Genomic DNA, 12960 nt, shown 5'->3' with positions numbered 1-12960 from the left:
TATACCGACATGCAGTTTGTTTTGAGTGACCTTATAGAAAACGTTTGCTATTATTGATGCGGCATATTTCTCGTAACAAAATATGCTCAATTACTCACGTAACTTTTCACACACAATCTAAGGTAGTTCCTTTTAATGATATGGTTAACGTCTAAAGTCGTTATGACTTTGAGCTTATTACTATATAGGGAATTTAAGAAAAGACGTACGGAAGCTGACGTTGAGGTGTAACTCAACAATTTGAAATGAAGGGAAGCAGATGCTTCCCTTTTTCGTTTCTAGCGTTTCTAGCGTTTCTAGCGTTTCTAGCGTTTCTGGTAGGGCGATTTGAATCGTTAATGAAAATCTCGTGATTTGGTTTTCAAACCAACAATTTCATCGGTAATATCGATAAGTTTCCCCGCGATAACATGCACGACCTCTCCTTCTTTTTCTAATATCCCTTGTACTTTTAACGCCTTGGCTGTGAGGTAGGCTTGCTGTTGAGCGCGCGCGGTTGCTCCCCATACCACGACATTAATATTACCAGTGCTATCTTCTAGCGTGACAAAGGTGACACCTGCCGCGGTTCCGGGAGATTGTTTTCCTGTGACTAATCCGACAACGGTGACCATAGATTTGTGTCTTTGTTGTATTAAATCTTTCATGTGTGTGAATCGACCTAATCGTCCCGCTTCTTCGAGCAAAGTGATTGGGTGCTTGTTCAATGAAACTCCGACACTGGTGAAGTCTTCGAGTAGATCTTGCATTTCGTTGGGCTTGTGCAGTGTGTGTTCGCCATGCTCATCCTCAGTATCGTCATAGGCTTGGCTAAACAGAGGTAGATCAGACGCGGAATCCATTATCGCCCAGCGAGTTTGGAAGCGGTCTCCAGAGACGTTATGTAGCGCATTGGCCGATGCCAGTAGCTCGATATCTTTCTTATTCATCGATAACTGTTTCACCTGGCTAGGGTGGCGATAACCGGATGGTGGACGATTGGCGATCACGCTTTGAATCCCATGCTCGCTGAACCCTTTGATTTGTCGCAGCCCTAAGCGAATCGCTAGACCATTCTGATGAGAGACAACCGTGTGGTCGTTTTGAGAAGCGTTCACACATACCGGAAGTATCACCACATTATGTCGCTGTGCATCTTGTACCAACTGTGATGGGCTATAAAAGCCCATGGGTTGGCTGTTCAACAAAGAAGCGTAGAAACATTCAGGGTAGTAGCATTTCAACCAAGCTGAGCAATACGCTAACACCGCAAACGAAGCCGAGTGGCTTTCCGGAAATCCGTACTCGCCGAAGCCGCATATCTGTTTAAAGATCTGTTCGGCAAACTCTGTCTCATAGCCGCGCTTTTGCATTCCCTCGATGAGTTTGTTTTTAAACTTAAAGACGTTGCCATTTTTCTTCCAAGCGGCCATTGCGCGTCTGAGTTGATCTGCTTCACCACCAGTGAACCCTGCAGCCACCATCGCGAGTTTAATCACTTGCTCTTGGAAGATAGGTACACCTAAGGTGCGCGACAGTACTGATTCCACGTCTTTAGATGGATAACTGATTGGCTCAATGCCATCTCGACGCTTGAGAAATGGATGCACCATATCGCCCTGAATAGGACCTGGGCGTACGATAGCGATTTGAATCACCAAGTCGTAATAAGTTCTCGGTTTAAGCCTTGGCAGCATGCTCATTTGCGCGCGAGACTCAATTTGGAATATCCCGACGGTATCTGCTCGCTGAATCATGCCGTAAACCTGAGGGTCGTCTTTAAGGCGAGTGATCTCAGCAATAGTCAGTGATCGCCCGTGAATGCGTTTGATCAGGTCGAAACATTTACGAATCGCAGACAGCATACCCAACGCGAGCACATCCACTTTTAGTAGCCCCAAGGTTTCAAGATCATCTTTATCCCATTGAATAATGGTGCGATCGTGCATAGCAGCGTTCTCGACAGGAACCAATTCATACAAGGGCCCAGAAGAGATCACAAAGCCGCCCACATGCTGAGACAGATGACGTGGGAAGCCGATGATCTCATTGACTAAGTGGATAAACTGTTGCCCTTTCAAAGAATCAGGTTGTAGCCCCAATTGAGTTAACTGAGCTTGCCAACCTAGGTTTTTGTCCCTGCGATTGGTATTCTTGATGAAGTAGTCGAGCTGAGTTTCTTGTAGTCCCAATGCTTTACCGACATCTCTGACCGCACTTTTGAAGCGATAAGAGATGACAGTTGCAGCAAGTGCAGCCCGTTCTCTGCCGTATTTCTGGTAGATGTATTGGATGACTTCTTCACGGCGTTCGTGTTCAAAATCGACATCAATATCAGGCGGCTCATCACGCTCTTTACTGATGAAGCGTTCGAACAGTACTGAGATCTGCCTTGGGTCAACAGAGGTGATTTCTAGGCAGTAACAGACTACAGAATTGGCCGCTGAACCTCGACCTTGATAAAGAATGCCTTGGCTTTTGGCAAACATGACGATGTCGTGAATGGTGAGAAAGAAGAAAGGGTAGTCAAGCTCACCAATCAGCCCGAGTTCTTTATCTATGATTTGTTGAATGTCATTAGGCACACCTTGTGGAAAGCGAGCCTGTTTCCCTTTCTCGACCAACATGCGCAGATAACTCATGGGTGTCTCACCCTGAGGAATCAGTTCACTTGGGTATTCGTAGCGTAGGCTACCTAAATCAAATTCACACAGCTCAGAAATTCGGTTGCTCTCTTCCAGCCACTCAGCTTTGAATATATGAGAGAGCTTATTGATGCTTCGTAAACAGCGCTCGGCATTCGCCAACAGATGGCTTCCCACTTCGGTTATTGGCTTTTGGTATTTAATCGCAGTGAGTGAGTGCTGTAAGGGCAGGCGGTTAGCATTGTGCATCAACACGCCACCGCAAGCTGTAATAGGCAGTTGGTGATGTTGTGACAGAACAACGCAGTAATCAATGTACTGTTGATCGGTCTGTTTCAGGTGTCGTTGTAAGCCAATCCATAACCGACCTGAGTGGTGCTGAGAAAGCCACTGCCCCCAATGTGCGTCTTCATTTTTCTGTTGAGGCAACCACAGGATGAAGCAGTGCTTAGCCGACATGATATCCCACTCAGAGAGCTGATAATGTCCCTTGCTGCTACGACGTCTAGCGTTGGTAATAATACGGCACAGTTCGGCATAGGCTTGTCTATTTGGACATAACAAGACAACTTGGCACTCTTCATTTAACCAAAACATGCTTCCGACAATCTGCTTGAGCGACAGTTTGTGTTGCTTGATTGCAGAGTGAACCTTAACGATACCCGCGACCGAGCACTCATCAGTGACCGCGAGTGCTTTGTAACGTAAAAAGTCGGCCTGTAAAACCAGCTCTTCCGCGTGTGAAGCTCCCTCAAGAAAGGAGTAATTACTTTGGCAGAAAAGCTCTGAGTACTGCTGAGACATAACGTAATCTCACTTAATCATTGTGAGTAAACATGATTGAAAAAGGGGCGTTTAAATGGGACAAGTGGCAAGAACGACTTACCAAACTGCCTTACTAACTGAACAAACCGTGCAAGAACCACTGTTTATCGGGTGTTCTGAATACCCATAGCCATCGACCGTTTTCACTGTGAGCAATAAAGTAGTCACGAATGATTTTCTCGCCATCCCACCAGCCAGAAACAATACGTTCAGGGCCCTGAGATAAGGTAATTTTCTCGGTTAAGGCTTCTGGCTCCGGCAGCAAAATACTGGGCCTGAGTCGCTGCTGATTGACGCTGAGAACTGTGGTTTGTTGCTCGAACTCTGAGGGAGTTTTACTCTTTGACACAGATTTACTCAGTGTTGGGATCGAGTACTGATTGGCTTTTTCTGGCCTTGGGTCATGCTGTATTTTCGGTGTTTGAATACTGGCCTGCCCAAGCTTCGCTTGTAACAGTGAAAGCAGGTCTAGCGCAGCAAGTGTTCCGGTATTGCCATCAAAAAGATCATGGTAGGCCATTTGAGGCTCACCATGACGAGTTAACGAGAGAGTGAGCCCTTGAACCGGCGCTGTGAGCTTTAGTGATTCTAAAGTTAGATGGGTAAGGTTCGCCCATTTTCCAGCAAGGTAATCACCTTGTGCCGAATAAAAAGAGACAGGGTGGTCGTCTTTATCTCTTAGGTGCAAAGTCAGTGTTAACTCGAAAGCCACTCGGTCGCGTAGCTTCAAAAAACACTCGAGTTGATTTAGTAATTTCAGTAACGGCTTTTCAATGAACAGAATATTTTCAATATCAAACAACAGCTCCAGATATTGTTGGAAATTCTCTGGCGGGTGATAAAAATCAATCGGGTGCTTGAACTGTCCATTAAGACGACCAACATAATTGACCAAGTCGATGTCAAAGCGACGCGCGACCTCTTGCAAAGGCAGCTTTAATAGGTCTTCAACGATATTGATACCGACACGGTTCAGGCGTTCAACTTGCTTGGTCGGTAGTTCACTGGAACTCAATGCTTGCTGATTGACCCAAGCTTTCATTTGCTCAACATTGTTTGTTGCTTGGTTGATCGCTTGCTTACCCAAAAGGGTCGCAGCAAGCGGCGAGTAACCTGTGGCAAAACTGAACTTAATGTTGAGGGCTGCAATATGGTTTTTGAGTTCATGCCAGTAGTTATCTAACCCGTCGTAAAGTGACAGCATGTTAGAGGCTTTAATCAATAAACCATTAGGTGGCAATAGTGCCATGTCGGAAGTGACTAGATAAGCCCATTGAGCGATCTCTTTGAGCTTACTTTTCTCCAGTTCAATACTGTAAGGGTGGACGTGTAAATTGTGACACAGCGCCGCCGCAGAGCCTAAGCCCATACCAAGCGAAATTCCCGATTGCAGCGCAGCTGGATTAGCTTGCAGCACACGATGATCTTTTTCATCCACGATGATAATAGGTTGTTCGCGTGAGTCTTCGCTCGAACCCAATTCATTAGAGTTAAACAAGGTATCCAGCTGCAGAGATGGAAAGTGAATATAAAGCCACAACATACGCTAGCCTTGCTTCGCAATAGGAAAAGCCAGCACAGTGTTACCAGACAAAGTGCGGTCTGAACTGTCTTCATAAACGACTTTCTCTGTGAGTAACGGCCAGTTGTGTGTCATGTCTAGAATAAAGCTGCCATATGACCAACTGCCTTTTCTTTTTGTTACCTCTACCTTCAATCCTTGGGCGTGAGAAGACAGCTTCATGCTCAAAGAAACGGGTAGGGATAGTTGATTATGGCTGGTGGCTTTAAAGTGAAACTGCAGGCACTTACCGGTTTCACTGGCTGCTTGTAAGCGCTTGGTTTGGTGGATTTCTAGATCGGCTCCCCATAGCAATACAGAGTGACAAGCGCCGCTTTTGAGGCACTGCTCAGCCGCCCACAACGCATCGAGTTCGCGTTGCGGCTGGATAATGAGAATGTTCTCTAATTCAATGCCTTGGCTGCTAAAAAACTCGGCACAAATCTTCCCTGGCGGGTTAATGAATATGGCCAGTTTTTGCGAGTTTTTCTGAGCTAAATAGGGCGTAAGAAGGCGAAGTTCACCGATCCCTTGCTGTGATTCAACTTCAATAACGCCGTGTGTCGGAAAGCCACCATCAAGCTGTTTATCCAATTGCGGATAGCCTGTAGAAGTGGTACTTCCTAGCGTTGTTGATTGTAGCCCTTTCCAGATTAGCTGGCGGTCTTGTAAGTTTTTTATGAGTTCATGCATAATTAAATACCTGTATATTTATACAGTATATTTAACAATGAAAAAGATGCAAAGCAAAATGATGAAAATCAGAGGAACTAAGTTTTAGGTGCTTGATTTAGATACAAAAAAAGCCGCTATTAAAGCGACTTTTTACGATTGGTTATAATATCAACTACTTAGGTTGAGCATCGATACATTGGCCATTAATGTCCGTCACACTTGGGTTCATTAAGTGTAGGTACAGCGGTATGATGTCGAGTGGCGTTTTTAGCTTATTCGCATCTTCTCCAGGGTACGCTTTTGCACGCATACGTGTTTGAGTGCCACCTGGGTTGATTGCGTTAACACGGATATTTGTGTCTTCAAGCTCGTCCGCTAGGATTTGCATCATACCTTCGGTAGCAAACTTAGAAATTGCGTAAGTGCCCCAGAATGCACGGCCAGAGTGACCAACCGTTGAAGAGGTAAATACGATACGACCCGCTTCTGCTTTCTTAAGTGCAGGCAGTAGTGCTTGAGTCATCAAGAACTCAGACTTCACATTGATCTGCATAACATCATCAAAGGTTTCTTCATCAATCTGCTCAAACGGGCTCAGAGTACCGAGAACGCCAGCGTTATGAAGTAGGCCATCTAAACGACCGAACTGTGACTCAATGGTTTCAGCCATATCAATGTAGTTCTGCTTTGTCGCGCCTTTTAGATCCAATGGGATGATCGCAGGCTGTGGGTAACCAGCACTTTCGATTTCATCGTAAATGAATTCAAGGTTTTTAACATTGCGGCCTAACAGAATGACAGTTGCACCATGTTGAGCGAAGCTTAGTGCTGCTTGGCGACCAATGCCAGCACCGGCACCTGTAACCAAAATTACTTTATCTTTGAGGGCATCTGTAGAGATTGGGTAATCCACTGTGCTTATCCTTCTTTCTTTTATTATGTTCGTCATTCCATTGATGTTTAATCACACAGATAACCGCAGGAATGATGAGAAATTCTTGGTAATCGTGACAAGATGGTTACAATACACTAATTCATACAATAGGGGATATGACATTGGAATTTTTGTTGGACTACGGCTTGTTTTTAGCCAAGATTGCGACCGTTGTAATCGCCATCATCGCAATTTTAGTGATTGCTAAATCTGTGGGTGGGAAATCAAACGCAATTAAAGGTGAGCTGGAAATCACGAACCTATCTGAACACCATAAACAGACGATTGAACAACTAGAGCACCATCTACACGATGATGCTTTCATCAAAGCCCGTGATAAAGCAGAAAAGAAAGCGGAAAAAGAGAAAGTAAAATCACGTGGCAAAGAAGTGAAGAAAGCAGCGAAAGAGGGTGAGCTTGATAGCAAGCGTGAACCACACCTATTTGTTCTCGATTTTAATGGCAGCATTGATGCTAAAGAAGTGGCTTCTTTACGTGAAGAGGTAACTGCGGTTTTGGCTGTTGCTCGCGAAGGTGATGAAGTGTTGCTTAAACTGGAATCTGGCGGTGGTATGGTTCACGGCTATGGTTTGGCGTCTTCTCAACTTGACCGTATCAAAGCGGCAGGTCTTCCTCTGACTATCTCGGTAGACAAAGTAGCAGCAAGTGGCGGTTATATGATGGCATGTATCGCAGACAAAATCGTATCTGCACCTTTTGCTATTGTTGGTTCTATTGGTGTTATCGCTCAACTACCAAACTTCAACAAACTGCTTAAAAAGCACGACATTGAATTCGAACAGCTAACAGCAGGTGAGTACAAACGCACGCTTACTATGTTTGGTGAGAACAGTGATAAAGCACGCGAGAAGTTTAAAGAAGAGCTAGAGGAAACTCATGGTTTGTTTAAGGACTTCATTCGTGACCATCGACCAGCGCTAGATCTTGAAAAAGTCGCAACGGGTGAGCACTGGTTTGGTACACAAGCGCATGAACTTGGGCTGGTGGATGAGATTAGCACTTCTGATGATTTAGTCGTAGCGGCATGTAAGGACAAGACGGTTCTAGCGATTCACTACGTACAGAAGAAAAAACTATCAGATAAGCTAGCAGGCGTTGCAGGTAAATCTGCAGACAACGTGCTGATGAAGCTGATTGAACGTGGTCAAAAGCCGATTGTTTAAGCTTATTCTGTTTTAGCTCTAGGTTTAGTGCCTTACGTTCATTTGCAGACGTTTGAGCTTTAAAAAGAAAGCGCATAAGTCATCAGACTTATGCGCTTTTTTATTGCTCCACTTCCGAGCGGGTGACCACTATGTTGTAGGGGGAGCGGAGTTTTATACCAATCACTTACTTATTGTGATTAGCATTAAATCTTGGCTCCATAATCATTTCGTTTCGGACAGGTGGTCAATATTTCTCTATGACCTGTGTCTTTGAGCTCTTCCAAAATCACATCAAAGCCCCATAAGCGATAAAGGTGTTTTAATACTTCATCGTAGCCTTTATCTAGCGGGATACGGTCATGAGGCACATATTGCAGTGTCATTGAGCGATCACCACGAACATCAACATTAAATACCTGAATATTCGGCTCAAGGTTGCTTAGATTGTACTGCGCCGCGAGTTTTTCTCTAATCAGGCGATAGCCCGGATCATCGTGAATCGCACTGACTTCAATGGTATTTTTACGGTCGTCGTCGAGTACTGAGAACAGCTTAAAGTCACGAATGATCTTTGGAGAAAGGTACTGGCTGATGAAGCTTTCATCTTTGAAGTTGTGCATCGCAAAGTGCACCGCTTCTAACCAATCACTTCCGGCTAATTCAGGGAACCACTCTTTATCTTCATCGGTGGGCTCTTCGCAGATGCGTCGGATGTCTCTAAACATCGCAAAGCCAAGTGCATAAGGATTTATCCCACTGAAATAAGGGCTGTTGTAGGCGGGTTGAGCAACCACACTGGTGTGACTGTGTAGAAACTCTAAGATGAACTTATCACTCACCAAGCCTTCGTCGTAAAGGTGGTTAAGAATGGTGTAATGCCAGAAGGTTGCCCAACCCTCATTCATTACTTGAGTTTGTTTCTGAGGATAGAAGTATTGGCTTACCTTGCGAACAATACGAACACACTCACGTTGCCAAGGTTCAAGCAGTGGGGCGTTCTTCTCAATAAAGTACAGAATGTTCTCTTGAGGTTCGCTAGGAAAGCGGATTTTGGTCTCTTTTTCCTTGTCTTGATTTTTTGGCACAGTTCTCCATAGCTCGTTGACTTGAGATTGCAGATAAGCCTCTCGCTCTTCCTGCCTTGCGGTTTCTTCGGCAATGGAAATCTTCTCAGGACGTTTGTATCGGTCTACGCCGTAATTCATTAATGCATGGCAAGAATCAAGGAGTTGCTCGACCTCAGCGACGCCATACTTCTCTTCACAACCACTAATGTACTTCTTAGCGAACAGTAAGTAATCGATGATAGAACTAGCGTCTGTCCAGGTCTGGAACAGGTAGTTGCCTTTAAAGAAAGAGTTGTGGCCGTAACAAGCGTGCGCCATTACCAGTGCCTGCATCGTGACCGTGTTCTCTTCCATCAGATAAGCGATACAAGGGTCTGAATTGATCACAATTTCGTATGCTAAGCCCATCTGACCATGCTTATAGTTTTGCTCAGTTTGAATGAATTTCTTACCAAATGACCAGTGGTTGTAATTGATAGGCATACCAATGCTTGAGTATGCATCCATCATCTGCTCTGAAGTGATCACTTCAATTTGGTTCTGGTAAGTATCTAAACGGTAATGCTGCGCCACACGCTTAATTTCGACGTGATATTGTTCCAAGAGATTGAATGTCCAATCTGGACCATCAGGCAGCATCTTGTTGTTTTTCTTTTTTGCAGCTTTGTCTTTCTCTGCAACGTTTGATTTCGCTGTCATGGCAAACTCCCTTACGCTGTCTCTTTCTGGAACAGTTCTCTAAACACAGGAAAAATATCATCCACCGTTTTAATGTTTTTCATTGCGAAGTTGTCGAAGCTTGCTTCTAACTTCTCATACTCGTGCCAAAGCGTTTGGTGAGAGCGGCGTGTGATTTCGATGTAAGAGTAATACTGACAAGTTGGCAGAAGCGTATTCACCAATAGCTCTTTACAACGAGGCGAGTCATCAGCCCAGTTATCGCCATCAGAAGCTTGTGCCGCATAGATGTTCCACTCGTTAGCTGGGTAGCGATCTGCAACAATTTCTTTCATTAGTTTCAATGCACTAGAAACGATGGTGCCGCCGGTCTCTTGCGAGTAGAAGAATTCATGCTCGTCGACTTCTTTTGCCTGAGTATGGTGACGAATAAACACCACATCGACATTCTCATAGGTGCGATTGAGGAATAAGTAAAGCAGTACGTAGAAGCGTTTTGCAATGTCCTTGGTGGCTTGATCCATAGATCCGGACACATCCATCAAACAGAACATCACGGCTTGGCTAGATGGAATAGGGCGCTTCTCATAGTTTTTAAAACGTAAGTCGAAGGTATCAATGAATGGAACGTTTTCAATTTTTTTGCGTAGCTCGGCAATCTCTTCTTTTAAGCGACTCTCTTCGAAGGGTTGTGCCGGTTCCGTCATTTTAACTTGGTCAAGTTGCTCCATCAGTAGGTTAAGCTCGCGCTTTTTACCTGCTGTCATCGCGGTTCTACGAGCTAGAGATTGCTGAAGTGAACGAACGATAGCGATGTTGGATGGAATCCCCGCGCTTTGATAACCAGAGCGGTGCGTTTTCCATTCGGTGATTTTATTGACCTGATTTTTCTCTAGATTAGGTAGAGCTAAATCTTCAAAGAGAATATCAAGATACTCATCTTTTGAAATTTGGAAGGTAAATTCATCTTGGCCTTCGCCATCAGGGCTTGCGTCACCTTGGCCTGAGCCACCACCTTGACCGCCCCCTTTGGGACGTTCGATTTTATCGCCAGTGATGAACTGATCATTACCTGGGTGAACGCGTTCTCTTACGCCGCCTTGACCTTGGTGAAAGCTTGGCTCTTTGATGTCTTTATGGGGAATAGTGACGTCTTCACCAGTTTCAGTATTGGTGATTGAGCGTCGGTTAACTGCATCGGCCACAGATTCTTTGATTTGCTCTTTATGGCGTCGTAAGAAACGCTGTCTATTCACAGCACTCTTATTCTTGCCATTGAGCCTCCGATCGATAAATTGTGCCATAAGAACTCCCTCTCAGATGATGTCACGATCCTACTTTTTATTAGGGTATAAGAGTTATTGCTTTGTACGAGCTGCTCACTTGAGCAGCTCAATACAGTTTGGTTATGAGGATTTACGAACTCTTAGGTACCACTCGGATAGCAGTCTCACTTGTTTCTCGGTGTAGCCTTTTTCCATCATACGAGCAACGAAGTCGTCGTGTTTTTTCTGATCATCCGTTGAGGTCTTAGCGTTGAATGAGATAACAGGAAGTAGCTCTTCTGTGTTAGAGAACATTTTCTTCTCAATCACAGTGCGCAGTTTCTCGTAGCTCGTCCACACAGGGTTTTGACCGTTATTGTTGGCTTTGGCACGAAGCACAAAGTTCACAATCTCATTTCGGAAGTCTTTAGGGTTACTGATACCGGCTGTTTTCTCTATTTTCTCAAGTTCACCATTCAGAGAAGCGCGGTCAAATAGCTGGCCTGTTTCTGGATCGCGGTACTCTTGGTCTTGAATCCAGAAGTCAGCGTAAGTCACGTAGCGGTCGAAGATATTTTGACCGTACTCAGAGTAAGACTCTAGGTAAGCGGTTTGAATCTCTTTACCGATGAACTCTACGTAGCGTGGTACTAGGTATCCTTTCAAGAACTCTAGATACTTCTCGGCGGTTTCTTGAGGGAACTGCTCACGTTCGATTTGCTGCTCAATAACGTAGAACAGGTGCACTGGGTTGGCGGCCACTTCGGCTTGGTCGAAGTTAAACACGCGAGACAGGATCTTAAAGGCGAAACGTGTCGATAGCCCAGACATACCTTCGTCAACGCCTGCGTAGTCTCGGTACTCTTGGTAGCTCTTCGCTTTTGGATCGGTGTCTTTTAGAGTCTCACCATCGTAAACCCGCATTTTTGAGAACAGAGAAGAGTTTTCAGGCTCTTTCAGTCTCGATAGGATGCTGAATTGCGATAGCAGGTCGAGCGTGCTTGGTGAACAAGGGGCTTTGGATAACTCACTGTGTTCAAGCAGCTTCTTGTAGATCTTGACTTCTTCAGAGACGCGTAAACAGTAAGGGACTTTTACAATGTACACACGGTCGAGGAAGGCTTCGTTGTTTTTGTTGTTACGGAAGGTCTGCCACTCAGATTCGTTCGAGTGAGCCAGAATCATACCGTCAAATGGCAGTGCAGAAAGCCCTTCGGTACCGTTGAAGTTACCTTCTTGTGTTGCCGTTAGTAGTGGGTGTAATACCTTGATTGGCGCTTTAAACATCTCCACGAATTCCATCACACCTTGGTTGGCTTTACATAGCGCACCAGAGTAGCTGTAGGCATCAGGATCATCTTGAGAGAAGTGCTCAAGTTTACGAATATCCACTTTACCAACCAGAGACGAAATATCTTGGTTGTTTTCATCACCAGGCTCTGTTTTAGCGATCGCAACTTGATCGAGAATAGAAGGGCGTAGTTTGATGACTTTGAATTTGGAAATATCACCGCCAAAATCGTGCAGACGTTTTGCAGCCCACGGAGACATAATTGAGCGAAGATAGCGTTTCTCAATGCCATATTCGTTCTTCAATAAGTCACCGTCTTCGTTGACATCGAATAGACAGAATGGGTGATCGTTTACTGGGCTTCGTTCACCGTCAGCAGACAATACATAGATTGGTAGTTTCTGCATCAGGGCTTTGAGTTTTTCAGCAAGAGAAGATTTACCACCGCCCACAGGGCCAAGTAGGTAAAGGATTTGTTTGCGTTCTTCTAAACCTTGTGCTGCATGTTTTAAGTAAGACACAATCTGTTCAATCGCATCTTCCATGCCGTAGAAATCTTTAAATTCGCTGTAGCGTGAGATGACACGGTTCGAGAAAATACGACTCAGTTGAGGGTCTTGAGCGGTGTCAATGACCTCAGGTTCGCCAATGGCTAGTAATAAGCGCTCGGCAGCATTCGCGTAAGCACTTTTATCGTCTTTACACAGCGCTAAGAACTCTTGCAATGTCAGCTCTTCTTCCTTGGCTGCTTCATAACGTGATTGATAGTGGTCAAAAATACTCATAGTCACATTCCCCTTGTTAACCAGTCAAAACTGACGAGCGATTGAAAAATAGGCTCTCCCTACATTTTAAGGTTAGACCCGCTTCGACA

General features: G+C 44.9%; 8 protein-coding genes. 1 reads left to right on the top strand and 7 read right to left on the bottom strand.

Translation table 11 applies throughout. The features are described 5' to 3' along the window. Positions 1–335 precede the first annotated feature (335 nt). The 4 genes from CWO27_RS02365 to CWO27_RS02350 form a co-directional block, all read right to left on the bottom strand. On the bottom strand, positions 336–3428 hold the full coding sequence (locus tag CWO27_RS02365) for an error-prone DNA polymerase (protein ID WP_107898509.1): 3093 nt from the start codon (positions 3426–3428) through the stop codon (positions 336–338). Positions 3429–3522: 94 nt separating this feature from the next. Further along, the gene (locus tag CWO27_RS02360; protein ID WP_102478311.1) at positions 3523–4992 is read right to left on the bottom strand and encodes a Y-family DNA polymerase; all 1470 of its coding nucleotides are present in this window, start codon (positions 4990–4992) and stop codon (positions 3523–3525) included. Between the two features lie 3 nt (positions 4993–4995). Continuing rightward, on the bottom strand, positions 4996–5703 hold the full coding sequence (gene imuA / locus CWO27_RS02355; protein WP_102432546.1) for a translesion DNA synthesis-associated protein ImuA: 708 nt from the start codon (positions 5701–5703) through the stop codon (positions 4996–4998). A 154-nt stretch (positions 5704–5857) separates the two neighbouring features. Continuing rightward, complete coding sequence (locus CWO27_RS02350) at positions 5858–6598, bottom strand: YciK family oxidoreductase (RefSeq protein ID WP_017629695.1); 741 nt, start codon at positions 6596–6598, stop codon at positions 5858–5860. 143 nt (positions 6599–6741) lie between these two features. Here CWO27_RS02350 and sohB point away from each other — a divergent pair, with 143 nt between their 5' ends. After that, positions 6742–7803 (top strand): protease SohB, encoded by a 1062-nt coding sequence (gene sohB, locus CWO27_RS02345; protein ID WP_107898542.1) that lies wholly within the window; start codon positions 6742–6744, stop codon positions 7801–7803. Positions 7804–7988: 185 nt separating this feature from the next. On the opposite strand, the gene CWO27_RS02340 is transcribed toward sohB, so the two are convergent. The 3 genes from CWO27_RS02340 to CWO27_RS02330 all read right to left on the bottom strand — a co-directional run bounded on the left by CWO27_RS02340 (position 7989) and on the right by CWO27_RS02330 (position 12871). Next, positions 7989–9551 (bottom strand): SpoVR family protein, encoded by a 1563-nt coding sequence (locus tag CWO27_RS02340; protein ID WP_107898508.1) that lies wholly within the window; start codon positions 9549–9551, stop codon positions 7989–7991. 11 nt (positions 9552–9562) lie between these two features. Next, on the bottom strand, positions 9563–10834 hold the full coding sequence (locus tag CWO27_RS02335) for a YeaH/YhbH family protein (protein WP_048659698.1): 1272 nt from the start codon (positions 10832–10834) through the stop codon (positions 9563–9565). Positions 10835–10936: 102 nt separating this feature from the next. Then, positions 10937–12871 carry a PrkA family serine protein kinase gene (locus CWO27_RS02330; RefSeq protein WP_048659697.1) on the bottom strand — a complete coding sequence of 645 codons (1935 nt, stop codon included), beginning with the start codon at positions 12869–12871 and terminating at the stop codon, positions 10937–10939. Positions 12872–12960 lie beyond the last annotated feature (89 nt).

Origin of the sequence: Vibrio sp. 10N.286.51.C3, from assembly GCF_003050065.1 — a bacterium.
Lineage (GTDB): Bacteria > Pseudomonadota > Gammaproteobacteria > Enterobacterales > Vibrionaceae > Vibrio > Vibrio crassostreae.
Note: the sequence above shows the minus strand (reverse complement) of the source record. Positions and strands in the feature narration are given on the sequence as shown.